This window comes from Bacillus pumilus (genome assembly GCF_003431975.1).
GTDB classification, from domain to species: Bacteria; Bacillota; Bacilli; order Bacillales; family Bacillaceae; genus Bacillus; species Bacillus pumilus_N.
Window position 1 is genome coordinate 2,955,115 of sequence record NZ_CP027116.1, and the last position, 24,215, is coordinate 2,979,329.

At 41.8% G+C, this 24,215-nt stretch carries 32 protein-coding genes and 1 tRNA gene; 3 read left to right on the forward strand and 30 right to left on the reverse strand.

The window, feature by feature from the left end; translation table 11 throughout:
* Positions 1 to 32 precede the first annotated feature (32 nt).
* Complete coding sequence (locus C5695_RS15365) at positions 33 to 1,241, reverse strand: choline dehydrogenase (protein ID WP_117731452.1); 1,209 nt, start codon at positions 1,239 to 1,241, stop codon at positions 33 to 35.
* Between the two features lie 27 nt (positions 1,242 to 1,268).
* Positions 1,269 to 2,738: a betaine-aldehyde dehydrogenase gene (betB, locus tag C5695_RS15370; protein WP_117731453.1), complete on the reverse strand. Its 1,470-nt coding sequence runs from the start codon at positions 2,736 to 2,738 to the stop codon at positions 1,269 to 1,271.
* A gap of 207 nt (positions 2,739 to 2,945) precedes the next feature.
* On the opposite strand from betB, the gene cudC reads away from it, so the two are divergent.
* Positions 2,946 to 3,503, forward strand: a complete 558-nt coding sequence (gene cudC / locus C5695_RS15375; RefSeq protein ID WP_117731454.1) for a transcriptional regulator GbsR — start codon at positions 2,946 to 2,948, stop codon at positions 3,501 to 3,503.
* Between the two features lie 72 nt (positions 3,504 to 3,575).
* Positions 3,576 to 3,648, forward strand: a tRNA-Ala gene (locus C5695_RS15380).
* A gap of 53 nt (positions 3,649 to 3,701) precedes the next feature.
* Here C5695_RS15380 and C5695_RS15385 read toward each other — a convergent pair.
* From C5695_RS15385 to C5695_RS15475, 19 genes are all read right to left on the reverse strand, one after another.
* Complete coding sequence (locus C5695_RS15385; RefSeq protein ID WP_117731455.1) at positions 3,702 to 3,890, reverse strand: hypothetical protein; 189 nt, start codon at positions 3,888 to 3,890, stop codon at positions 3,702 to 3,704.
* 112 nt (positions 3,891 to 4,002) lie between these two features.
* Positions 4,003 to 4,806: a peptidoglycan recognition protein family protein gene (locus tag C5695_RS15390; protein ID WP_117731456.1), complete on the reverse strand. Its 804-nt coding sequence runs from the start codon at positions 4,804 to 4,806 to the stop codon at positions 4,003 to 4,005.
* 19 nt (positions 4,807 to 4,825) lie between these two features.
* Positions 4,826 to 5,089, reverse strand: a complete 264-nt coding sequence (locus C5695_RS15395; protein ID WP_003212734.1) for a phage holin — start codon at positions 5,087 to 5,089, stop codon at positions 4,826 to 4,828.
* Positions 5,090 to 5,101: 12 nt separating this feature from the next.
* Entirely contained in the window at positions 5,102 to 5,314 is a 213-nt protein-coding gene (locus C5695_RS15400; RefSeq protein ID WP_017367922.1) for a BhlA/UviB family holin-like peptide, read from the reverse strand.
* Positions 5,315 to 5,350: 36 nt separating this feature from the next.
* Entirely contained in the window at positions 5,351 to 5,491 is a 141-nt protein-coding gene (locus C5695_RS15405) for an XkdX family protein (RefSeq protein WP_117731457.1), read from the reverse strand.
* Positions 5,492 to 5,918: 427 nt separating this feature from the next.
* A complete protein-coding gene (locus C5695_RS15410; RefSeq protein ID WP_117731459.1) occupies positions 5,919 to 7,049 on the reverse strand; it encodes a pyocin knob domain-containing protein in 1,131 nt (376 codons plus the stop codon).
* A gap of 7 nt (positions 7,050 to 7,056) precedes the next feature.
* On the reverse strand, positions 7,057 to 7,230 hold the full coding sequence (locus C5695_RS15415; RefSeq protein WP_117731460.1) for an XkdX family protein: 174 nt from the start codon (positions 7,228 to 7,230) through the stop codon (positions 7,057 to 7,059).
* A complete protein-coding gene (locus C5695_RS15420) occupies positions 7,227 to 7,556 on the reverse strand; it encodes an XkdW family protein (RefSeq protein WP_117731461.1) in 330 nt (109 codons plus the stop codon). Before C5695_RS15420 ends, C5695_RS15415 begins: the two co-directional genes overlap by 4 nt.
* A gap of 10 nt (positions 7,557 to 7,566) precedes the next feature.
* Positions 7,567 to 8,445, reverse strand: coding sequence for a hypothetical protein (locus C5695_RS15425; RefSeq protein ID WP_117731462.1), 879 nt, complete (start codon positions 8,443 to 8,445; stop codon positions 7,567 to 7,569).
* A gap of 14 nt (positions 8,446 to 8,459) precedes the next feature.
* Positions 8,460 to 8,843: a phage tail-collar fiber domain-containing protein gene (locus C5695_RS15430; RefSeq protein WP_003212666.1), complete on the reverse strand. Its 384-nt coding sequence runs from the start codon at positions 8,841 to 8,843 to the stop codon at positions 8,460 to 8,462.
* A gap of 11 nt (positions 8,844 to 8,854) precedes the next feature.
* Positions 8,855 to 9,778 carry a YmfQ family protein gene (locus C5695_RS15435; protein WP_117731463.1) on the reverse strand — a complete coding sequence of 308 codons (924 nt, stop codon included), beginning with the start codon at positions 9,776 to 9,778 and terminating at the stop codon, positions 8,855 to 8,857.
* Entirely contained in the window at positions 9,762 to 10,811 is a 1,050-nt protein-coding gene (locus C5695_RS15440; protein WP_117731464.1) for a baseplate J/gp47 family protein, read from the reverse strand. The genes C5695_RS15435 and C5695_RS15440 overlap by 17 nt, the downstream gene beginning before the upstream one ends.
* Entirely contained in the window at positions 10,804 to 11,226 is a 423-nt protein-coding gene (locus C5695_RS15445) for a DUF2634 domain-containing protein (RefSeq protein WP_106050927.1), read from the reverse strand. Before C5695_RS15445 ends, C5695_RS15440 begins: the two co-directional genes overlap by 8 nt.
* A gap of 14 nt (positions 11,227 to 11,240) precedes the next feature.
* Complete coding sequence (locus C5695_RS15450; protein WP_117731465.1) at positions 11,241 to 11,507, reverse strand: DUF2577 family protein; 267 nt, start codon at positions 11,505 to 11,507, stop codon at positions 11,241 to 11,243.
* Positions 11,504 to 12,514, reverse strand: coding sequence for an XkdQ/YqbQ family protein (locus tag C5695_RS15455; RefSeq protein WP_117731466.1), 1,011 nt, complete (start codon positions 12,512 to 12,514; stop codon positions 11,504 to 11,506). Before C5695_RS15455 ends, C5695_RS15450 begins: the two co-directional genes overlap by 4 nt.
* A gap of 11 nt (positions 12,515 to 12,525) precedes the next feature.
* The gene (locus tag C5695_RS15460; protein ID WP_117731467.1) at positions 12,526 to 13,194 is read right to left on the reverse strand and encodes a LysM peptidoglycan-binding domain-containing protein; all 669 of its coding nucleotides are present in this window, start codon (positions 13,192 to 13,194) and stop codon (positions 12,526 to 12,528) included.
* A complete protein-coding gene (locus tag C5695_RS15465) occupies positions 13,187 to 17,302 on the reverse strand; it encodes a transglycosylase SLT domain-containing protein (RefSeq protein ID WP_233230745.1) in 4,116 nt (1,371 codons plus the stop codon). The genes C5695_RS15460 and C5695_RS15465 overlap by 8 nt, the downstream gene beginning before the upstream one ends.
* Positions 17,303 to 17,305: 3 nt before the next feature.
* Entirely contained in the window at positions 17,306 to 17,443 is a 138-nt protein-coding gene (locus C5695_RS15470) for a hypothetical protein (RefSeq protein WP_095285871.1), read from the reverse strand.
* A 41-nt stretch (positions 17,444 to 17,484) separates the two neighbouring features.
* Positions 17,485 to 17,925 (reverse strand): phage tail assembly chaperone, encoded by a 441-nt coding sequence (locus C5695_RS15475; protein WP_117731468.1) that lies wholly within the window; start codon positions 17,923 to 17,925, stop codon positions 17,485 to 17,487.
* A 184-nt stretch (positions 17,926 to 18,109) separates the two neighbouring features.
* Between C5695_RS15475 and C5695_RS15480 the strand changes: the two genes are divergently transcribed.
* Positions 18,110 to 18,166, forward strand: coding sequence for a putative holin-like toxin (locus tag C5695_RS15480; protein ID WP_233230871.1), 57 nt, complete (start codon positions 18,110 to 18,112; stop codon positions 18,164 to 18,166).
* Between the two features lie 288 nt (positions 18,167 to 18,454).
* Here the strand turns inward: C5695_RS15480 and C5695_RS15485 are convergent, their stop codons facing one another.
* From C5695_RS15485 to C5695_RS15525, 9 genes are read right to left on the reverse strand one after another with little or no spacing between them, the layout of a single operon-like run.
* Positions 18,455 to 18,898 (reverse strand): phage tail tube protein, encoded by a 444-nt coding sequence (locus C5695_RS15485; protein ID WP_003213309.1) that lies wholly within the window; start codon positions 18,896 to 18,898, stop codon positions 18,455 to 18,457.
* 1 nt (position 18,899) lies between these two features.
* Positions 18,900 to 20,246 carry a phage tail sheath family protein gene (locus C5695_RS15490; RefSeq protein ID WP_117731469.1) on the reverse strand — a complete coding sequence of 449 codons (1,347 nt, stop codon included), beginning with the start codon at positions 20,244 to 20,246 and terminating at the stop codon, positions 18,900 to 18,902.
* A gap of 3 nt (positions 20,247 to 20,249) precedes the next feature.
* On the reverse strand, positions 20,250 to 20,462 hold the full coding sequence (locus tag C5695_RS15495; protein WP_106050923.1) for a YqzN/YkzM domain-containing protein: 213 nt from the start codon (positions 20,460 to 20,462) through the stop codon (positions 20,250 to 20,252).
* A complete protein-coding gene (locus tag C5695_RS15500; protein ID WP_117731470.1) occupies positions 20,449 to 20,904 on the reverse strand; it encodes a phage tail terminator family protein in 456 nt (151 codons plus the stop codon). The genes C5695_RS15495 and C5695_RS15500 overlap by 14 nt, the downstream gene beginning before the upstream one ends.
* 4 nt (positions 20,905 to 20,908) lie before the next feature.
* Complete coding sequence (locus C5695_RS15505) at positions 20,909 to 21,406, reverse strand: HK97 gp10 family phage protein (RefSeq protein ID WP_117731471.1); 498 nt, start codon at positions 21,404 to 21,406, stop codon at positions 20,909 to 20,911.
* Positions 21,403 to 21,759, reverse strand: coding sequence for a YqbH/XkdH family protein (locus C5695_RS15510; RefSeq protein ID WP_117731472.1), 357 nt, complete (start codon positions 21,757 to 21,759; stop codon positions 21,403 to 21,405). Before C5695_RS15510 ends, C5695_RS15505 begins: the two co-directional genes overlap by 4 nt.
* Positions 21,756 to 22,139, reverse strand: a complete 384-nt coding sequence (yqbG, locus tag C5695_RS15515) for a protein YqbG (protein ID WP_117731473.1) — start codon at positions 22,137 to 22,139, stop codon at positions 21,756 to 21,758. The genes C5695_RS15510 and yqbG overlap by 4 nt, the downstream gene beginning before the upstream one ends.
* 13 nt (positions 22,140 to 22,152) lie before the next feature.
* Positions 22,153 to 23,076: a phage major capsid protein gene (locus C5695_RS15520; RefSeq protein WP_117731474.1), complete on the reverse strand. Its 924-nt coding sequence runs from the start codon at positions 23,074 to 23,076 to the stop codon at positions 22,153 to 22,155.
* Between the two features lie 22 nt (positions 23,077 to 23,098).
* Positions 23,099 to 24,187: an XkdF-like putative serine protease domain-containing protein gene (locus C5695_RS15525; protein WP_117731475.1), complete on the reverse strand. Its 1,089-nt coding sequence runs from the start codon at positions 24,185 to 24,187 to the stop codon at positions 23,099 to 23,101.
* Between the last annotated feature and the right edge of the window lie 28 nt (positions 24,188 to 24,215).

A 24,215-nucleotide genomic window follows, 5' to 3' on the forward strand; every position in this document is an offset into this window, starting at 1 on the left:
AAAGACTCCCTTTTGGGAGCCTTTTTTCATCGTTACACTGTTTTCGGTGTTAGATCAAAACAGCGAGCATAAATCCAGTTGTACGCTTTTTCGTTTAGATCTCTTGGGTTTCCAACTGTTTGCGGGTCTTTCATTGCTTCTTTAGATAAACGGTCAATCATATCTTTTGATACACCTTGTTCTTCTAATGAAGGAACTTCTAGGTCTTCCACTAAATCATACATCCAGTTCACAGCAGCTTTGGCTGCTTCCTCTGTTGACATTCGGCTAGTATCAATACCAAATGCTTGCGCAATTCGTGCAAATTTTTCCGGATACCCTTTCCAGTTATACTCCATGACTGGTCCCATCATCGCTGCCACACACTGGCCATGCGCTACAGGAATGATGCCTCCGAGTGTTTGACTCATCGCATGTGCAGCTCCAGCTGATTCGCTTCCGTAAGAAAGTCCTGCAAGCATTGCAGCTTGTGCCATTCCATATCTTGCTTCCAAGTCTTCGCCATCAGCAAAGGCACGACGAATATAATGAGCAGCATATTCAATGGCCATGAGCGCGACCGCATCTGTAATAGGCTGAGCAAATTTCATTGTATAGCATTCGATGGAATGTGCAAGTGCATCGATCCCAGTCATTGCTGTCACATGAGGTGGCATGGAAACATGAAGCTCTGGATCGATAACTGTGAGGTGAGCTGCAATAAGTGGTCCACCTGTGTTGAATTTAAATTCTCTTTCTTCATCCGTAATCACTGCCCACTGTGTGACTTCTGAACCTGTACCAGCCGTTGTCGGAATGGTGGTTAAAGGCGGAATTCTCTTTTCAAGCGGTTTTTTCCCTTCTGCCGCTTCGTAATCAAGAACTGATCCTTCATGCGTCACTTCTACACCGATCGCCTTTGCTGTATCCATTGAGCTCCCGCCGCCTACTGCGACTAATCCATTACAGCCTTCTTTTTCATATAAAGCAGATCCTTCATTGACGAGACGGACTGGCGGGTTTGGCTCGACTTTGTCAAATAGCACTACATCGATTTGCGCATCTTTTAATGAAGCAACCACAGGGTCTACTACGCCCGCTTGATAAATACCAGGGTCTGTTACAAGCAATACTTTCGAGACACCGTATGCTTTCACTTCTTCCCCAACATGTTTCACTGCTCCAATACCATGTTTGATGACAGTCGGAATTTCAAATGTATGGAATTTCTGCATGCTTTCAATTTTCATATTCAACGTCATATAGAATCTCCTCCAAATGTGTGATATTTATTTAAACCAATGCACTGCTTCGGGTTTCGTATTTCGATATACATGCTTCAGTTCTGTATATTCTTCAAGTCCCGTCTGCCCTAATTCACGTCCAAGACCTGATTGCTTATATCCACCCCAAGGTGCTTGAGCGAAATAAGGATGGAAGTCATTGATCCAAACTGTGCCTAATCTTAATTGACGAGCGACTCTTTCAGCTTTTCCAATATCTGAAGACCACACAGCCCCTGCTAATCCATAAATCGTATCATTTGCCAGCTCAATGACCTCTTCCTCTGTTCGGAAGGATTCCACTGTTAATACTGGGCCAAAGACTTCTTCCTGCACAATCCGCATTTCTGACGTACAGCCTGAAAAGATGGTCGGCAAGTAAAAGAACCCATTTAAAAGCTCCTCTGCGTCAGGTCTTTTTCCGCCTGTTTCTAATATTGCACCTTCTTCTAATCCGATGGTGACGTATTTTTCTACTTTTTCTCGATGCTCAGCTGAGATGAGCGGTCCGCTCTGCGTCCCTTCATCAAAGCCGTTGCCTAGCTTGATTTTTTTCGTACGCTTCACCAGTTCTTCTAAAAATTCATCATGAATGGATTCTTCCACTAACAAGCGTGAACCTGCCGAACACACTTGCCCCGCATGGAAAAACACAGCATTCATTGCTTGGTCAACCGCTACGTCGAAATCAGCATCTTGAAACACAATATTCGGATTTTTCCCGCCGAGCTCAAGGGCGATTTTCTTTACATTCCCACTGGCTCCCTGCATGATTTTCTTACCTGTTTCAATCCCGCCAGTGAACGAAATGAAATCAACTTGGTCGTTAACAGCAAGCTCGTCACCAACCGTTGCACCTGGTCCAAGAACTAAGTTTGCCACTCCTGCTGGAATGCCCGCTTCTTCTATGAGTTTGAATACTTTGATCGTGGTGAGTGGTGTGATTTCACTTGGCTTTAAGACGATTGTATTCCCCGCAGCAAGAGCAGGAGCGATTTTCCAGCTTGCTTGAAGCAATGGATAGTTCCAAGGAGTGATTTGCCCGCATACACCGACAGGCTCTCTGACCAATTCGCTTTTCGAGTTCGGGACTGGTGATGAAATAATCTCCCCGCCATCTTTGTCAGCAAGCCCTGCGTAATATTGGAACACATTCGCAATATCGTCCATATCTGCTTTGCTTTCCTCTACTGTTTTACCAGTATCAAGCGATTCTAATTTGGCTAGTTCATCCAGATCACGTCTAATCAATTTAGCAATCTTAAACACCAAATTTCCTCTTTCAAGTCCAGGCAAGTTTGCCCATTCACCTTGATCAAAGGCTTTTCTCGCTGCTTTGATAGCTAGCTGCGCATCATTTCTTGATCCTTCACTGACTGTCGCGATCACTTCTTGATTGTATGGATTGATGATTTCTCGCGTGTCGCCACTTTTGGCACCAACCCATTGTCCACCTATAAATAGTGTTTGACTCATAGAAGGAACCTCCTCTGATTCTCTTTGATAAGTTTGTTAAATAAAAATTTAACGTTTTGAACATAATTAACGTATCATGTTCTAATTTTTCTGTCAAAGGGAGATATGCTTCATTTTCTTTTGACATTTTGCATTCTTTCGTTAACATATAGTCCATAAAGATTTTTTTGAACGTATTGAATTCTCTTAATAGAAAAGAGGGACAAGATGAAAAAACAGGAACAGCCGCAAGCAGAAGAACGTATACTAGCTGCTAAAGATCTCGTTATTGATTCCATAGCTGAAACGATGGATCTCTATGGCATTACTCGAAGTGCTGGCATTCTCTATGGGACCATGTATTTAAATGAGGAAATGACGCTGGATGAAATGCGTGAAGAGCTGCAAATGAGCAAGCCCAGTATGAGTACGGGTGTGAAAAAGCTGCAAGACATGAATATTGTCAAAAAGACATTTCACCGAGGCCGAAGAAAACACAGCTATGTTGCTGAAAAGGATTTTTTTAAGTTTTTCATGAACTTCTTTCCGCAAAAATGGGAACGAGAGGTCGAGGTCAATTTGGCGGCGATTGAAGAAGCGCAAAAGGAGCTCCACGACGTATCTCGTGATGATCAGCTAGAGGAACATATAAGAGAGGAAGCGCAGCAGCTTCTTGAACAACTTGAAAGCTCAAAAGCCTATTATGACTGGCTCAGACGCTTAGCGGCCTCTGTACATTCAGGGGAAATCTTTGACTATATTCCGATTGATCAGAAAGATAAATAGACTATGTGTGTGCGTTTTAAAGCTTGAATTTTACAGGAGGATTGATTATAATAAATTATGTCGTAACACATCGGGGCATTAGCTCAGCTGGGAGAGCGCTACGCTGGCAGCGTAGAGGTCAGCGGTTCGATCCCGCTATGCTCCATACGAAAAACCATTCTTGAGAGATCAAGGATGGTTTTTTTATGTATATATCTCTTACAGTTCTGTTTGTTCGTTATTTCTCCTTAATTTCAATAACTTTATGATGCGGTATGTAATTACAGAAACATAGGTTATGATGAGAATGATTGTATAAGATACAGGAAAATCGCTCGTCATTCCGTGATAAATAAAATAGATGAGTAGCACTGACAGCATGAGGACTTGGAACAGTTCTTTTTTCATTTTCTCTCCCTCTCATGTTCATGATTTGGTCGATTATATCATAATTGATGTCATTTTTTGTTCGCTAGCAGCAAGAAATTTCCTTCTCTTGCTGCTAGCATTTGATGAGTGATCATTTCTTCAGCAATTGTTCGATTTTGTTCTTTGTCTTTGGTCCGTAAATCCCGTCTGCCGCTAAGCCGTTCATGAGCTGGAACCGCTTGACCGCATTCGCTGTTTTTGGCCCATAGTAGCCATCAACCCCATTGTTTTTTGCTCCTTTGTCTGGGTAAAAATAGAGGGAAGATAATGCTTTTTGCACAGCTGTGACTTGTGGACCTTTTGTTAAAGGCTTGGTTATTTTTAAGATGCCAGATGGCAAATTTGACGATTTCTGTTTGGTCGCAGGTGCTTTGTGGCTCAAGCTCTCTGCTCGAACTGGCTTTCTATTGCTTTTGCTGCCGGTATGAGCTGTGGCTATTCCAGCTTTAAATTGATCCCATCGTCCGAGCAATTTCCGTGGACATTCTTTACCACTCCAATGTTTATGGGGCACTACATTTGTTAAAGTGATCCCCAAATCCCCCATCAATTTCCGAATGAGCCATTGAGCATTTTCGACTGCTTGCTCAAAGTTACCGTCTGTATTTTCACAAATTTCAATTCCGATTGATTTCATATTGCCAGTGCCCCTGCCATCGCCTGCGTGCCAGCCGTTCTCGTTTAACGGTAAATGCTGATAAATGACCTGATCATCAACAGTGTAATGCCAGCTGACCCCAGTACTTGAACGTGCAACAAACGCAGCGTGACTCCCCGCATTTGCACCTTTTGCAGTGTTAGAGGTATTATGCACTGTAATATAGAGCGGCTTCATCCTATTTCCTGGTCTGTTGCGGTTGTTTTTTGGAATGTAGGCTTGAATGATATTGACCATATTGTATCTCCTTCAACGATTATTTTGTTAGACCTCTTTGTTTCAAGGTATCTTTTTGTAATTGACCTTTGTAGGTCACATAATTGTTTTTAAACCAGGCGATAATAGCTGTCACCATCGTAAAAATGGTGGAACCTGCTACATATAGTGCCTCACCGGCTGTTTGTACTTGCTCCTCACTAATCGGCAGCACCGTCTGCCCGAACATGACAAGCGTTTGATTGATGAGTGCAATAAAAAGAAGCACTGTGCGAATCACAGTGCCTTTGTCGAATGTTTTCATGATGTTTTCCTCTTATTTTAAATTCCGTTCAATTTTATCGAGTTTGTCAATGACGACGTCATACTTTTCACTAAACTTTGCTAACACATCATTTTGCGCCTCGATTTGCTCATTGAGCTTGTTTTCTCTTTCTTTTGTTGTGTTGAGAACATAAAACAGAATCCAGCAAAAGAGAACGGCAAACGGGCCTTGTGTCATTAAGTTTTGAACGACATCTACTTCCATTGAAATCACCTTCTTTCCGGCAAAAAAATAAAGCCATTAGGCTTTGTATATTTCTCCAGTTATATTTTGATAGTCTTCTGCCGAGATCCAGCCAATGCTTACATAAAATGCAATGTCCTCTGGGCCGTAACACTGCCAGCCCCATAATTGTTTGATATCCACTACAGTCGGAAACATGTTTTTGAAGTTCTTTAAAAGTTCTATATCACTTGACGGAGGTGGTTTTAGGCTTCTATATACTCCTGCGTCGCTAATTTATACCATTGCTGTTTTTTCGCATCAAGTGCAGCTCTCTTAATGCAGCTTTACCTATAGCAGGAGAGTAACTACCCCAAGCATAAAACAAGCAGGCACCTAACGATTTAATCTCATTATAAATATTACTGCCAGCTTGAATATTAACCAGCTGTAATCCATTATCATTCGTCATTTTATATACCTGAGATTGGTTCCATTTCCGCTTTAGCTACATGAATTGTTGAATCATTTTCATTAATAACCTTCATCATGTCATTTAACAGACCTGTATGGGCTTTATCACTAGTTTTGAAAATACGTGGTGTCTTTAACTCCTTGTGATTCTTCTGTCCCATTGTTCATGGGATTATCTTGTACTGAACTTAAAACCAAATGTAATAAACTCCGTGGGATTAGCATTATTTGAAGATGATTGCACACATACATTCCCATTCTTATCTATTAAGGTGCGATGGAATTGAGGTACTCCTGGTGTCCCTATACTTGAAGCGATTCCCACAAAATGGATCGCTTGCTGCGGTCGATATTCTTCAGGCAAGATAAACACTGGGTTATTTCCTAAAATTCCACCTTTTATAGCACCCACGATCTCAACTTCCCCCAAGAGATTCTTTCGATATTTTACTGGCAAATTAATAGGGTCATATTCCTTCCAATTGCCTTTAATTTCTTTAGGTGTTTCCCAAGAACCTTCTAATACATCTGATAGCGTGATTTGCTTCTCCCACGGTGTCCATGATTGTGCATTGTGTCTAAGAACTCTAAAGTATGTGTTCTTCCCATAAACAGACTCGTATGCTATTTGCACTAATGTAGTACCATAACTCATGACGAGCAAAAACACTCGATTATAGGAAGGAGATGGACCGTTTACTCCAGTATTATATATAAGATACATCCCTGTCTCGGTAAGGGCATTGTAGTCTGTCTCGCTAGCAAATCCATGATAAAAGGGCTTTCCATCATCTTGAGTGATTTTTACTAATTGACCGTTATCCCATCTGTTTCTATCTCTTTCTGTAGGCAGCTTTGTCCAAGTAATCGACATATGTCCGGTATGATAATAGAAAAAATAAGCATTACCTGAACTATCGATTGCAAAGCCGGAGCCAATATTTTCTTGGCCTACTGTCTGCAGCCCCCTGATTGAGACATTCGATGAGGCTGGAGAATCCTCCACGCCAGCAGCTGCATAAAATGTACATGTTCCTTTATCTTTTATCGCATCAAATATTCTGCCGTCAGCAGACACATTAATAAGCTGTCTCCCACTATCTGCAGTGATCTTATAACTCTGGGAATCATTCCATTTTTTCTTTTCTGCTTCAGATGCGTGTACTCTCGCATCATTTGTATGTTTCAAAAATTGCTCTATTAATCCATGATCATTTTCAAGAAGTACTTTGACCATGTCATTAAACAAATCAGCATGTGCTTTATCATTTACTTCAAAAGGTTTTGGTTCTTTTATTTCCATTCAGTTTTCACTCCTTTGCTTTGATGCTTGTTTCCATTTCTTGCAGCTGCTCTAGAGTGAGCATCCTTTGCTCATATCCTTTTTTTAAATCTTCCATTGAACAATCACCTAATTCCACTGCTTGTTTGATCAATTCAGGGGTCACCCATTTAAAATATAATGCCATTACCCAATAATTCATGATTCACTCTCTCCTTTATATAAAAGGACCTCATTTTTTAGCGCTTTTAGTTCGTTTGTTAGATGTTCACATTGTTGTTCAAGCTGTTTTCTCATTAGCTTTTCTTTGGCTACTTCTTGTGCAAGATAATCTAGCGGAAGAGGTGGTTGATACCTTGGATTCATTTGAGACTCCTCCCACCATTCTTTCAATTCTTCTGCCGTTGGCTTTGACACATCTAGATGCCACTCGTTGATATACGAACCGTCTCCATCATTTCTAAGTTCAAAATCCTTTTGCGGGTCGGCATCGGGGTATTTATATTTAATGGCTTCATATAGAATCATTCGAATCCTCCTATACTCTTGGGAAATTTCGTCCACCTATTTCTGTAATATCGAAATAATTGTACCAGCCTGGGTTATTTGATATATAACGATCGGAATTTCCCGCATATTCTATATACATGTAAATTTCAATGTAATCTCCTTTATTCGCAGGCACATTTGCTGTCCCATATAGACCTATATCAAGTTTTGCCTTTTCTGAGGGTGTAGCTGGGAGATGTCTATAATGTGAAATGTTTTTATAATTTTTCCCATTTAAAAAGATAGACAGTTCAAAATTTGCATACATTTGAACCGTTTCTAAATAGACTCCAGCGTTTATTAAGTACATTCCGTTTTCTGGGCATATGAAACGACTGTCTTTTATATCAAAATGATTGTGACTGTCTTTTATTTTTCGATTAAATAAGATTTTTTGTCTTTCAGCATTATTAAGCAATTGCTTACCAGTTGTACCAATGTTCGTATGAAGGAAACCAGAAAGTTTGTGCCAAGCGGTCCAACCTGACCCAGTCCACCAATGCCTGCACCAAACTCCCGTACTATCAAAATAATTACCAGCTTCGTTTCCTGTGCCATAATAATATTGTACAAAACGAAAATTACTGATTTTCTCATTCTTTACAAAGCCATATCTCGTAGGATATCCAGTATCATTCGCTTGTCCAATATCCATGAACGTAATGCCAATTGGATATTCCTCTCCACTGACTGTTGCATCTTGAATAGCTTGATCGCCTGTTAGCTTAAATAAGCTCTCATTTGTGATTCCTTCTATCTGTTGACTGAGCGCATTGTCATTCTCTACGAGTGTGTCGACCATTCGGTTAAATAAGCTGGCATGTGCTTTGTCAGAGGTTTCAAACGGTAAAGGTGATTTGATGTCCATTTCATTCTCCTCCATTAATAAATATCATCAATCTCAAATACAAATTCAATGTCGCCGTCTTTTTGTTTGTCTGTCATGGTTCGGATGGCCGTGAATTTGCCGGCTTCGTCGACAAGGGCTAGTTCGTTGATCACTTCTCCTGCTAGTTCTCCTTCAGCGATCGTGCAGGTGTAGCGGATTTTTGCTGGTTCCATGAAGGTAAATGAATCAATCTCTTTTTGGACCAGCTCTTTTTTGAGTTTTTGTTCAGTACCGTCTAGTGAGATCGGTTTCCCATCCTTCGTCCCGCCATTTCCAAATGCCATTTTGACGACTTTTGTGAGTTTTGTTCCTTCTGCTCTTGCCTTTGCCATTTGTTGACGAGCATATAGTGTTGTTACGGTTAATTGATCAGCCATTGTGATCCTCCTTATAGTTCTATTTTTTGAGAAGTAGCTGCTAGCATTTTTGATCCGTCCAGCGGAACAGATCCATCGAGAATCCAGTAATGATCCTTGATCAGTAAGCTTCCACCCTGCTCAGTTTGGACATGTACTGGCAGACGGAACGTCATCTTCTTCTTGGTTTGATGCTGGAGCTGATTTTTTGTGCGTAATGTCAATGCCGTTCCTTGCTTCGTTTCATGTACCGCTCCAGTCATGACATAATTCATTCGATATGCGTTCTCTGAACTATGCTGAAGCGGCATTCTCAACTTCAACGAATGCCGAAAACGAGTCGGAACCTCTGTTGTACCTCTTGTCCCGCTCAGATAAAACGTACCATTTAATAAAAATTCACCATTGAGTAAAATCGGGATATGATCGAAAAAACCCACTCTGCTTCGCAGTGTGAGCCTCCCTTGATGATCATTTTTTTCATGTACGTCAGTATGATGAAAAGCAGTAAACGTATAAGCTAAATGCGCTGGCTTTAGCGTTTCAAGTATTTCTACAATATATCTAGTATTTTGTAGGTCATCTAGGTTCACACGTAAGGCAAAATGATAGCGATTGGTGGTGAGACGGATGATGGCACTCGGATTTTTGAGAAAGCGATTCACCGATTTTTCTAATGAAAGATATGTGATCGGCGGAATGTTCGACATCATATTGAGTAAGCGTGCCCTGCGAAGTTCAATGGAATCATCTGATTCTCGCTGCACTTTCAGCATTCTTTCCCATCTATTCAATCCCCATGTCGCTGTCAAAGGGAAGAACTGATCCGTTAAATCGAAAATGGATTCATCCAATTGCTCAAACTCCGGTGCTTCTGTTCTGAGTAAATGATCTACTTCATAAATTTCTGTAAAATACGGCGGCAAGTAGTTTTTCATTTCATCCAGTTTGCTCAATAACCTTCACCTGCCTTAGACGCGGTATCTCAATGTCTTGTAACACTAAGTTTTTTGACTCCCCATTCAATAACACGTTTGCATAATCTGATACACTTTCTGAATGGTACAGAATATCATTTAAGGCAGACATTCGAATGGTGCTTTTTTCAAATGCGATTGATTTCAACAGCGCTTTGACCTTTTCTTCTATTTCTTTCTGCGCACCTTCAAGGGTCCAGTCCATTTGAAGTTCGACGGCTACTTCTATGTCAATATCCAGCCATTTTGCGCTTTCGACGGTTGCTTTTGAACCGATAGGCGCTTGTCCTTCTCCTTCGCCTGGCACTGGGTCAATATATTCCTGTACTCTTTTAACAAGAAGATCGGATGCAACATCTAGATTGCCGTCTGTGATGACAATTTTGACCGTTCCTTCTCCATTCCAAAGTGGGAACACTTTCGCTCTGCCAACCCCAGTTACTTCCTCAGCCCACTTTTTATAATGCGCCCTGTTGGCACTGACAGCCTCCCGCCTAGCACGTATTAAGTAGCGATCATATAACGAAGCGTCATCTTCTTCCTCTTGTCCTGGTATCATCAAATCTTTCATGGTAACCGATTCAAGCCCTGGAATTGTATCAAGTGAGAGCAGCGGCTGATCTGTTATTTGAACATTGCCGGCTCTGCCAGGTGTCTCGCATTCCAGTGTGCCATCCTTTGAATATTGGAAATAAACATCTTCAATAAAAAAACGTGAGCCAGTGGGAATGTTGATATTCTCTGGCTGAATAGCCGCTGACCAAACCGCTCTAGTCGCTGTTTTTCTTTCAATCCCTACTTCAGCAGCCCGTCGATCTAGAAATTCTCCTTGTGCTGTATCTGCAAAAACCAGCTCGAACACTTGATCAAGCCAAATATAGGACTGGGCCAGTTCAGCAGCAGCAGGTGCCAAGGCATTCCAAATGACGCTGTTTTCTCTTTTATCTATGTCATCTGGCAGTCTGTCTAGCATTCTTTCCATTAATGCTTCATACGTTTGTTCCTCAAACATCACCCTCCATCACCTCCTCTATTTCTAATGTGCCCTCATCTGTGACAATCGCTAGTTTGACATGAAACGAATCATTTTGCTTTGTGACCTCTAACTCTTCAATATGATCAATCCGTTCGTCCACAATCAGTGCTTCTTCTAGCAGCCTCGGAATCTCCATTTCTTTGTATTCATCCGTGGCTTCTGTATCCGTCAATAGCTCCTGAATTTCAGTACCAATGTCATGGCTGTAGATCGGATGTGCATACCGCTCTGTCCTAAGTGTCATATAAACGAATTGCCGGATGGCCTCAATACCTGAAATGGTTTCTCCTGTTAGTCTGCCAGTTTCAACATCTATTCGATATGTCGTCGAGGTTTCCACCTCTTCGTCTTCTTCTGTTTCCTCGATTTCTTCTTCTGGTGAAAGTGCCACGTTCATCACCTCCCTTACAATTTGTCGATGATGTAGAAGGATTGACCTCCTGCCATTGCCAGCACCATGATGCTGTCTCCTCTTTTCAGTTCATCATCCTCGCCCTTATTTAGACGCTTTGGCCAAATCAGCAATTCTTCGGGAATGACAAGCTTATGGTTTTCATTTAATCGGATGTTTACAGGAGAAACTGCCGTGACTTCTCCAACTACCAGATCAATTGGAGAGGCGGCATCTACAGCATTCACTGCTAATCGCTTAATCGCTTCACTTAACCTCACGCTTGATCACCCTTTGGCATGGAATTTTTTTCAACGACATCAATCGTCATGGTGTGCTTTATCCCACTGAATTCATGTTTGTCTTGATCGATCCAGTAGGTTTTTTTCATGTTGATTTCAGGGATTTTCAAATAGATTGGAAGACCGCTTTGCAGTTCAGGAATGCCTAGCGCTTGTATGCTTTTGACTTCTTGTTTCACGCCTTTTTTCTCTGCGAGCCGTACTTTCGCTCTTTTTTGCAGCTGCGGCTGGTTGATTTGGCCTGTCACCGTCTCAACATGCTGTAAAATACCGTATTTACTCTGACCTGCTTTATCCTGTTCGATCACCACCATATCTGATTTGCTGCCTTTTTTCTTATTCTTCCCTTGTTCATCTGCAGACGTTCGCAACTTGACACGAGTGGCTGTTTCTTCAATCGAAGTGCTGTACTGGTAACCAATGAGATTGACCCCTGATTCAATGACCCATACGTCCTCTGGATCTGGCCAAGCTCTAAGCCCCATTTTTCCTTTAGCTGAATAGATTTGATAGTTTCTGCCGGTTTGCCGCTTTGTTTCTTTTAACGCTTTCAGAATCATGTCATATAAACTCGTATCATTTTTAAACACGAGTGATTTTATGACATGCCCTGTATTGGCGATGGAGGTCATTGGAATTTGAAAATCAGCGCCAATCCGTCTCAAGATTTGATCTGCTCTTTGTTTTGAAAAAACATAGACATCTTGGTTTTTCACCAAATATTGAAGCATATCGTATGCGGTAAAGGTCAGTTTCCCTTCAACAGGCGTTCGAGAAAACACAATGCCTCTGAACAGCTCTTTTCCTTTCCATTTAAAAAGAACCGTGTCTCCTTCTGAGACACGGTAATATGATTGACTGCCTTGCTTTGTGATAATATTTGCCTGAATAGAGCGAGGGGCTTGATACCTTTGCCCCTGAAGTGTCACACTCTCTGTGACAAGCTCATACATGGTGCCGCTTCTGATGGCAAAAAGCTCGATCAATGCCAGCCCCCCTATTTTGGTATTTTTAACTTTTGTCCTGGGAAAATCCAATGCCCTGGCTGCTTAATATTGCGTTTGCTTCGTTTAATCATCGCTGCTTTATTGGCATTCCAAATACGTCGCCATTTTGTACTGTCGCCATAAAACCTGCCCGAAATGGCCCATAGAGTATCTCCTTTTTTAACGGTGTACATTTTTGGTGGTGTTTTTGAAGGCCTTTTCTTTTTCGTTTGTTTTGCTTTTTTCTTTCGTTTGATTTTCCTAGGCGATGCGGTTTTATATTCCTTTAACTCGATTGTAAATTCACGATCGCCAATGTCATATGACCCTTCTTTGTGAGTGAAGCTTTCAATGCTGCACGTCATATTGATTTTTGTCCCAGTTACAATCAGCCGCACGGACTTCTTTGAACGCATCATTCGTTCAATTTTCGCTATCGCATTCTCTGGTGAAGGAATGCTTTTATATTCAGCAATTGGCGAATATTTCTTAGGAAATAATGAAGTAAATGATACTTGTTTAGCCGATGGGACATCAATAAAGGTCAGTTCTCCAAAAGAGGCGACCTTTACCGTTTCATTTTGTACGTTATTTGTGATTTCAAGTTCGGATGGAAGGACAGGGAATCGCAACTTGTCCTTTCCTTGGGAAATCCACAATTGATAAACAGATTTACCCATCGATCACGACCCCCTTCGTTCCTGTATGAAGCTCTACTTCCAGTTCATCTACGAGCATTTGTCTAATTTTTTCAACTAGAGATTGCTGATCCTGTCCATTATGGAAATGCTGATCACCATTGAATTGAATGGTGATTTGCTTATTCGCTGACGATGCTGCGCTACTAGAAGACTGAGCTGCGGTGACTTGCTGCATCTGTGATTCTGGTAAAGGAGCAGATGCATTTGCTGGATCATATACTTGCATCCCAAGTGCCTTGGCTGCCTGCGTTAATAAGTACCTGCCCCGAATACCTCTTTCTTCAGGAATAATCCATTCGCGTTTGTTTCCTTCACCGACTCTAGCAACTTGCTCCTGAGTAATCAGTCCACCATTTGCGTAGCCTTTATAAGGTCCGCCTCTTCTCATACTTCGTAAGCCCGGCGTATTGAAAACTGTTCCATATCTGCCCTTAATGTAGTTAATGGCTGCTACGGCATTATGAATTGGGTTCCAAATGTCATTCATGCCCTTGCCTTTATTGGAGTTAAACGTTGGCCCAATGGTTTGCATTAATCCTTTAGAAGGTGTTCCCTTTTTGGCGTTGGAATCCCATAAGTTGATTGCTCTCGGATTTCCACGTGACTCATGCTGCGCAATGGTCATCAGACCGGGAAGCCAGCTCATAGATGTGCCAGTTGCCATGATAGCCGCCATGAGCCATTGCTTCACATTAAGATTTGAAGCTCCCATGCCACTGAAGGCTCCAATTAATGAACCAGCCTGATTTTCAGCAAACTTTTTCACATCAACTGAGTCGAGCCCTTTGACGACACCGATCGACGCAAATTTCCCAAGGCTCATCATGACGCGTGAAGGAGAATGAATGTCTAACTCATCTCTAAACGCCTGCTCTACTTTCTTCGCCATTTCTTTGGCGGCTTGTGTGACTTCACTTGCTTTCGAACGCATACCGCTGTTAAAGGCATCCATCATTCCAGAGCCCCAGCCTGGTGATTCCTGTTTTGCTTGTAGGAATGGCTGTTTGATTTGCTGGTCTACGTATTGGCTTGTACCAACTGATGTGGCATTTTGACCTGTGGCAAAACCACTAACCGTTCCAGAACCCCAAGTTGGTGATGCTGTCATCACTTGTTGGTATGGTGCTTTTACACGACTTTGCAAAAAGTTGTCTGTTCCTGTTGGTGTCACCTGCTGACCATTGGCAAAAGCAGCAACTGTTTGCTGACCATACTTACTTGAGTCTGAGGTCAATTGACCAAAAGGCTTTTGAATATTCTTTTGTTGCCATTGCTCAAGTGAAATCACTTTATGATTTAATCCTTGTTCAAAATCGTTATTAAATTGCTCACCTATGCTGGAGGCTTGAATGTTCCCAGTCATCGAGACCGATCCGTCTATTGAACTGACAGAAGATGATGAGGCTACAGCAGTAGAAGCTGGAGAGCTTGATACTTGATTTCCTGCCGCCCCGCTTGGCCCAACAGACATTCCAAGATGAGAAGCAGCTTGAGCAAGCAGCATCTTCCCGCGTCCTCGGTTATTTTGTGTTGGAATAACAAATTCGTTACCGGCTTCCCCGATCCATGATAAGGTTGGCTGGGTGATATAGCCGCCTGTGGCATTGTTATCAGGTTTTTTCTTCCCAACAATCCAATTGATGACTACATCTACAATACCGCCTGCTTTGTCAAAAATCTTTTTAACCCAACCAAACGCTGCAGAAAACCCATCACCAATAGCTTCTGCTACTTTTACAATCGGCTTCTGAATGTTGTCCTCAAACCATTTGGATAATCCATCCCATATATCTGTGACTACTTTATACGCTTCTTCGAACTTTTCCCCGAAACTGTCTTTAATGGTTCCTACAGTATCTACAAGTGGATTCCACACATTTTCCATAAACCATGTCGATACAACTCCAAAGATTGATTGTATCGTTTTCCATGCATTTGATAATGCTGTCCAAATCCCTTTAGCGACTGTAACGACTGTGCTGCTTAGTGGTGTCCAAACGTTTTCAATAAACCAACCGGCAACTGCACTAAATGTTTCTTGAATCCATGTCCAAGCATTGACTAGACTTGACCAGATGGTTGTTGCTACCGTAATGACTGTGTCGCTTAGTGGTGTCCAAACATTTTCAATAAACCAACCGGCAACTGTACTAAATGTTTCTTGAATCCATGTCCAGGCATTGACTAAATTTGACCAGATGGTTGTTGCTACCGTAATGACTGTGTCGCTTAGTGGTGTCCAAACGTTTTCAATAAACCAGCCGGCAACTGCACTAAATGTTTCTTGAATCCATGTCCAGGCATTGACTAAATTTGACCAGATGGTTGTTGCTACCGTAATGACTGTGTCGCTTAGTGGTGTCCAAACATTTTCAGTGAACCAACTAGCGACTGTAGACCAAACTTCAACAATTTGATCTTTGATTTCAATTGCTTTTTGCCCAATCTTGTCAAATCCGCCGCCATCAAACCATTTTCCAATCGTTTCACCGATTGATTCTCCGCCCATACTTCCAGCGATGCCGCCTACTAGACCACCGATGGCTGTACCTACCCCTGGAACTACACTTCCAATAGCTGCACCTGCTGCTGCACCTGCCATTCCGCCGGCGATGCCACCTCCAGTCGAACCGATCTTTTCACCAGCATTCTCTTTGTTCATACCAATTAGATTTGTTGCACTAAGTACACTTCCTAGAATAGGTACTTTCTTTAATAACTTGCCGCTCCCTTTACCTATACTTTTCATCGCTTTCCCTAATCCACTTAACCCCTTGCTACCTTTCACTAAACCTGTAAGTCCACCAGCTGAAGCTGCGATACCCGCACCTTTCTTTAGTCCATTAGGGATTTTACCAAATAATTTACCTGCATTAGTTTTCAGTTTGCCAAATCTACTTGGAGGTCTTCTATTCATTTCGGCCCTTGATGTAGCATTTGGATTTGTTGACTGTCTTGGTGAGCGACCATTTCGATTTTTAGTTTTAGTAGATCCTCCCCTGCTTAACCCTCTTGCACAACAGGGGCAACAACTATTGCGAAACAAGCCTTTTCCACCTCGTGACTGAGTTTTAGTTTTGGGAGCTGGATTTGCTGTTGTTGGTGCTGTTGTTGGCGCTGTTGTTGGCGCTGTTGTTGGCGCCGGAGTGGTACTTTCACTTGATTGATCGCTTGCACCAAAGAGACGATCTAATCCAGTCTTCACCAATTGATCTAGTTTTTTTTCAGGATTAAATTTAATCTTCTCTTTAATTCTTCCAATCACATCTTGCTTGTACTCTTCCATTTTATCTTCAACCCAAGGCAGTGCTTTTTCATCCCAAAATTTTCTTGGACTCAATTTTTCCTTCACTTTGTCTGCAACGTCACCTGCATATTTTTGAATTTCATTTAATCCTTTATTAGCAAGATTCTGGACCCAACTCTGTTTAGGTTCATCCGTTTTCACTGACGGACTAACAGCCTCAGGTTCTTTTTTTACGTTTTGTTCTTTCACAACCGACTCTGCCTGATCTCGTTTTTTCAACTTACTCTTTGCATTGTCTTGAACAGACACTCTGATTTCATGTTTAGACATTGTCAAACTTTTGAGTGTCTTTTTGATTCGTTGAATTGCAGCGGTGGCTTGGTCAACCATGTTTAATCTCATATAGTACGTTCTGTTCATGAGTTGAAAGATAGATTTTTTGATCGATGACATTTTACCTGAAAATTGATCGTTTAATTTAAACGTCAGCATAATGGGGCTTGCTCCCGCTTGCTTTAAACGATTTATGCTGGATTTAATGACATCTAGCCCCTTCGCTTGAATGGATATGACCAAATGATTTGGGAGCATATTTAACTGATTGTTTAATGCTTTTAGATCACGATAGATTCCTTGATCTAGTCTCATGGAAATCACTGAAATTTTCCGAAGCGATAAACTGAAGTTTCTTAACTTCTTGTCATCTATTTGTAGATTTATTTTTACCGGTTTTCTAAATGGTTTGAGCTGCTTCTCAAACGTTTGAAATCGTTTCTGAATGCGCAGCAGCTTCTTCGATACTTTGTCTTCTAATTCAAATCGTGCAGTGAGTTTCGCCAATTATTATTTACCTCCTTTCTTTGCTTCTTTTTCTAGCATGTCTAGCTTGTAGCTGATAAGTCCGAATAGGAATGCTTTGAACGGTCTTGGTGATTCGTATAAATCAAGGAGTTCAGATGGGGAGTAGTGAAGCTCATGCATGGCGTAATATAAAAACACCGCTTCTTTATCCCCATCTTTTATTAGTTTTTTGCTGCTTCTTCTAAATCTTCAATTTCATCTTCGAATCCATTGATTTCGATGGCTTTGTTTAACCAGTTCGCATATTCACCGCCTACTGACAGGACACGTTTTGCTACTTCAACTGGATCTTGTGTGCTGTAGGCTTCTCTTAACTCCTTTGAGCGGAAATCTGGATAAATCGTTGATTCAATGGCAATTCGTGCGTAGAAGCGCTGACTGTCTAAGTCTTTCACACGGCCTCTTCCTTTGACATTTTTGAAGGTTGTGTTTTCTTTTTCCAGTTCATCAATGCGTTCCGTTGTAATGGCTTTAAAGACAAAAGGAATGACATTCCCTTTTTTATCAACAAAACGTTTAGAAATCGGTACTTTGACCTCTTCTGCTGCTACTGTTTGTCCTGGCATAAAGAATGAAAGATCAAATGTTTGTTTTTCGCTCATGTTTAAAAACTCCCTTTGTGATGTTTTTTTGAATGCAAAAAAGCACATCCATTTTTTGAATGTGCTTTCCAATCTTTTCATGTATAATATAAATCGTACAATTGAACGGCTTGCTCAAGGGTGTCTGGCTCATCCCCGATAGGAGGGGGTGATGCTCATGTCAACGTTCCAAGCGATTTCCCTCATGCTTTTGTTCGGGATGTTTCTCCTTGCTTTGTTGACGTATATAAACAAAAAATAGACTCCCCCTTGAGCTGTGGTAGGTAAAAGGGAAAGTCTATCCTTATAACTATCTGATTGATAAGCCAGCCCCTTGAGGGCCATATTGTACATTGCCGGGATGTTAGCGCATCCTGGCTTCTTTTTATTTTATGCAAATTGCTTTGCATGTAAACCTATTTCTAAGAAACGTTTTGGGGTTACACAGTAAGCCTTTTGTAGCTACTCTGTCACTATGAAAAATTATACCATATCGCTGAATAAAATAAAAATAACATATATTTTAGTCATTCGTCATGCCTTTTCGACATTAAAAAGAATTTTTCAGCTTTTCAGGAAGATCAAAGTCCTCAAACGTAAACGGAACTTCTTCTTCTAGCGCCTCTGAATCGACGTCCAGTCCAGCAATTTTAGCTGAATCAAAGTTGACATCAAATAATGTCACACGCTCAGTGCCTCGGCCTGATGATTTATCGTCAATCACTGCTTGAAGAGTGAAATAAGGATCTTCCCCTTTTTTCACATAATTGAGCATTAATTGAACGAAACGAGACGTGACTTTATAGAATGTGGCCGTTCCTGTTCCATTTGCCCCTGTTGTTTTATGACCGGTCATTCTTCGGCCCATGACGTTGACTTCTGATTTGTTTTTCTCCACGTTTGCTTCAAACGTTTTGATAAAGGCAAGCTCCTCACCTTCTAAGAAAAGACGACCTTCTTTACCTGAAATTGTATTTTGCGCTTTAAAAGCCATCTTACTTCACCTCCACATTGAAATAGAATTTTTCTGCTGCATCTACTGGTTGAACCGCTAAATCGATGATAAATCCATCACGATCTTCATTGAGACCAATCACAATATCTGTTTCTGAGTTAAAGCCTGTAATACCGCTGCCATCTTGAAGCTGCGTGAGATATTGTGTAATCAGTGTTTTCACAAGCTGCACACCGTCATCTGATGCTGGAATGTCATTGCCATTGGCTTTACGTAATTTAATCAGATTTTTTAATTCAAACGTTAAATCATTGTTAATTGCATCAAGCACACGAATGATTTTGTTTTTCGCCAATTGCTGGTTCTTTTCAGCTGTGAAGCTTGTCAAAGAGTTAATATCTTTTTCAACACTCACAGTACGATCTCTCGCATCAAAGGTGAAGAGGAACTCCCCTTGTGATAATCGGTATTCTACTTGATCATTATCAAGGCGTTCTAATGTATCCACTGCTCCTTCGTATTCAACAAAGGTGAGTGACTGATTGAAGTTTGCTCCTGCACTCGCCCCTGCAACCCAAGCTGTTGTTTGAGCAGGCGTTAGTTCTGTTCCATCTTCCAGCACAACACCGCTTGTCACATTGATGATGCCTTCTTGGTCAGCTGCATAGTTAGCCACAACTCCTTGCACCTTACGCCCTTGCTTATCACGTAAACGCTCGATAAAGGACGCAAATGTGGCTTTTAATTGCTCACTATTATCGATTGGGAGAGCAATGACATCAAAGTATTCCGTTTCAGCTGCTTCTAGGAAGGCTGTATAATCTGCGACACTTGCCACACCGTTTTTCCCGCCGCTTAGTGCCACACCAGCCGTGATGACTGCTTCACCTTCACCAGAAAATTGAACATATTTGTTTTCTACAAGATCTTTGACATCCGTGACAACCTGCTTATCGACAATGTCTGTTCCAAGATAGGTGATGACGTCACGCTTTGTGCTGTCGAGTACATTTTCTGCTACTTGGATGGTGATCTCATTTCCTTTTAGACCGCCATAATTGGCTGTGACTACAAAATTTTCTGCAATTTCCGCTTTCGCCGGCTCCCCTTCGTTTAGGCGGTATAGCAAGACCGTTTGCGCTTTTTTCTTTGCTTCACGGAAAAGAAGAAGCGACTTGTCATCAATGTTGAGTCCAACCTTTTTATTTAAATCTTCCATATTGGAAACGGAAATAAAGGTTTTTGGTTCTCCCCAGCTCATCACAAGTGGAAGTGCCACCGTACCTCGATCACCTAAAGTAATACGCTGCTCTGCTGTTGTTTTAAAATTAAAGTAAATGCCAGGACGCTTTTTCTCTGTACCTGGTGTAAATGTGCCTCCGTTCATCCTTTAAACCTCCTTGGACAAAAAAGCATCGATGTGCTTTTTCGCTTCTGTTTTTGTAATTGGTTGATGTTTGATATAAAAAAGAGCACCTTCAAGGATTTCTGGTTTGACACCAAATAGATCCTTACTGTGCTCCTTTAAGGCTTCAAATGAAAAGCCAAATTCTTTTTCTTCGCCAGCTGTTTGAGCGAGCTGTGCTTTTTTAGTCTTGCTCACGTTTGATCACCCCATCTGAAAAGTTGATATCTTCAAGGCTTGCCTGTTTGTCTCGGTTGTACCAATAGCTGCTATCCCACGTCAGGACAATCGCTGCTACGCCTTGATCTATCATTCTTGTTTCCACTCTTTTTATGCGGACATACTCATCAAGCACCTTTCCGTCTTCACTCATCATCTGAATCATTTGACGATCAGCAAGCAATCCATCAACAATGTCTTCTGCCGCATCATGCGCTTTTTCTGAATCCATATGAAACACTTTCACTTGCAGTGAATAAGATTTCATAAAAGTAGATACCGTATCTGGACCGCTGATAACTGTTACGGGCGGTACATAAACGGATGGCACTTGAAAACGTTCTGGCAAAAGACGATCATACATTGTCACAGGAAAGTGTGTGTAGATATAATGCATGATTGCCCCGACTTCTTGATTCATTTCATCACCTCCCAAAATGTCGATCGAACCAGCTTTGAAGCTTTCGATCCAGCGACTGTTCAAACATTTGCTCATAGAGCATGACAGCATGATCCCAGTAGCCATTTCCATCTATCCATTGAGAGGCAAGCATCATCCCTGTCTTTGCATTCGGATCATATTCAAAGCGGCTGCCAGCCCATCTGCCAGGCACCCATCTTCGCTCTCCACTTGAAGAAGTAGCATGTCCGTCATTGACATAGGAGGCATATTCAAGCTGCGTTCCTACTTCAAGCGTGAGACCACCTTTTGACATGAGAAAATGATTCTCCTTGTCTCCTTGTGTAAAGGAGCTGAGAAGCCGGCCTGTATCGACAGCATTCTCCTTGATGAGCTCATCCCGAATGATGTCCAAAAGCTCTAGCCCCATGTCCTCTAGCCAATCTTGATATTCTGCTTTCAAGCCGCCTGTACACGCTGTTTCCAGCTGTGAAAGCAGCCGGTCAAGTCCATCAATTTTCATAGATTTTCCTTCCTGACTGCCATCACTTCAATGTGATGATTCTTCACTATTTTGGGCTGCTGTAACTTAAGTGAGACGCCATTCCACACCATTTTGTCATGCAGGCGAATATCACTTGCTAAAGGGAAATGGACAAGATAGGACTGATAAATCACTGTATTCGGTTCTTCTTGCACAAGTGACTGATTCTTTTCTATGACATAACAAGCCAAATCTGTCAGACTGGGCGCATCGGGATAGGAAAGAGTCATTTGTAAGTCATCAGCTGGAATCCCGAATTTTCCTCGGGAAGCTTCCTGATGTTCAAGGTGAAAAAGATCACAGCGGTCTGTTAATAAAGAGTGATAACTCATAATGGTCTCACCTTTAATTTTGTACTGCCGCCAGTGAATGATGGTTCAATGTAATCGACAAGCAGGGCATATACATAAGGTTTGCCTTTCACTTGATCAGCCGCCTTCGCATATGAATAATCGCCCATTTTTTCTGACGTATAGCCTTTCATCATAGATTCGTCATCATTCAGCATGGCAAAATATTGGGCCATTTTTAATAATGCGATTCTTGCTTTTTCAGGGAGAGGCTGATATTTTTCGTTTGAGAAATCATGACCTACGATCTGGAATACCGCAGCTTCGGCTTCGATAATATCTGCTGTCAGTCTTTCTACAGATCGATTTTTTACACGCTCAAATACAGAATAGGCTTGCAGTTCTTCAGCAGAAATGATCATAGCCTGCCGTCACCTACTCTTTCACTTTCATCACTTTTGCTACAGCATCCTCTTCCTCAAATTTGCTGTCTAGCTTCGCTGTCAGAACAATAATAAATTTACGACTGCGAATATCTTTTTCTACTTCAATTCGAATATTGCGAGAAAAACCTACGATAATATTTTTAGGATGAGTCAGTAAAATATCTGATACGTCTGTTCCTTCTTCATCATAGGGCTGCATATTGGCTAGACCTTTGACAGGCACTCCGAATGCAGAAGAAAGTCCGCCTTGAATGACCGCATCTCCTAGACTTGTCTGACGGTTTGCTACTTGATCCTTCCACTCCACCTCTAAACTTGGGGATGTGTAGAAACGGAAATCCTGAGGTACACGTAGATATTTTGACGGCATCGCTTTATAGGCTTGTTTAAACATTTGGCGGCTAATTTCCGCTCCTTTTGCATCTACAATATGAGATACTGCTTGTTTTCTCACGCCATCCATTTGAGCTAGAAACGGATCTGATGAAGTCGTATCCCCATTGACGATGAGCTCTTCAATATCAACTGCCGCTCGTTCCGCCAGCATTTGCATAATTGTCTGCTGAATTCCGTCTTTTTCAATATTGTTTTCAATGCTGTCGTAGGTCATGTGAATCTCTGCAATGACCTCTTTTGCATTGAGCTGGACAGTGCTTGTCGCTGGGACAACACGGTCTTTTGCATCAAGCGCTTGGCCTTCTTCTGCTGGGCGCAAAATACGCTGGCCAAAGCCGATTTTTTCAATTTTTTGTGAATCACTTTCCATTGGAATGATGCGTGCATCATTTAAAACGGTTGGTGTGTTTTGCATCATTCTAATGAATGTGTTGGATTGGGTTGCGTTCATGAGACCGCCGGTTTTTAAGCTGGCAAGTGTCATTTCAGCCTTGCGAATCAACTCTTGATTTCTCATACTGTTTCCTCCTTATTTCGGCTTATAGTAAGCCATCCCATATGGGTTTTGTCGTGTCGTTTTGTGTATCATGGATTGTTTGTTTTGACATGCCCCGCGCCTTTTCAAGCATGTGAATTCGCTCTGAAATAGGCAAAAGCTGCTGCTCAAGCACTTGCTGCATCGCTGCTTTTTCTCTGCTGGCTGATTTCTCTAAGGAAGAGAGCTGATGACGAATCGGTGCAACGACTTGCTCGAGCACTTTTTGAACAGGTTCTTCCCCGGTTTGATCTGTTTCTTGCTTTTCAGCCTGCTGTAAAACGTTTTCAATGGCCATTTTTGCTTTTTCTAGCTCTCTTATTTGATCTGTCGTCAAAGCGGCCTCTTCCTTTTGTACAGCTTCTGGCCTTTCACCAATTGCTTGAAGCACATCCTCTGTCTTCAGAATGTCCTGCATCATTGGAATAAGCTGTTCCAATGTTGCTCTTACATCCGCCTCATCACCATCACTTGACTGTAAGATTTCCAGCAGATGGTCTAAAACGTTCCAAAATGGTTGTGACATGTTTGCACCTTCCTCTTTTAAAAAGAAATGTTTCAACAAAGAAAAAAGCCCTCTCTCATTCGTTTCTTGAGATAGGAGCTGATCTTGTTCTTCTATGGGGACGATGTCCGCCGTTCCAGCCATTGAATAGCCTGTTATGTGGCCTTTCTGAATTTGTTCCCAAATCTCTTGGGAAGCCTTTGTCACAAGCACCCAAGACCCTTTTCGAATCAGCTCCCCGCCTATTTCAACATTTGCTGGAGCAATATATGATTCAACCACTTCGCCAACACCATCCTGAAAATCATGCTGCTTGTCAATATGGCGGGCATCCTTCATAAAGCCGTGGGCTGCTCTTTCAATTTCTTTTTCTGTCATAAAGTCTTGATGTGCATCAGGCGTATTTGGTTCATACACGACACCGTACACGAGGCGATGAGCATCTTCTGCCTTTGTCAGGACACTGACCTCCTTTTGAAAGTCGGGCCGCTTTTTCTTTGCTTTCATCAAAAAGAATTTCTTCTTGTTCGCTGCTTTGTCCACGTAAGAAACATGCGTAATTTTAGCGTTTTTTAGTTCTCTTGGCATATGTTCACCCCCTTTCAAAAAAGCTCAC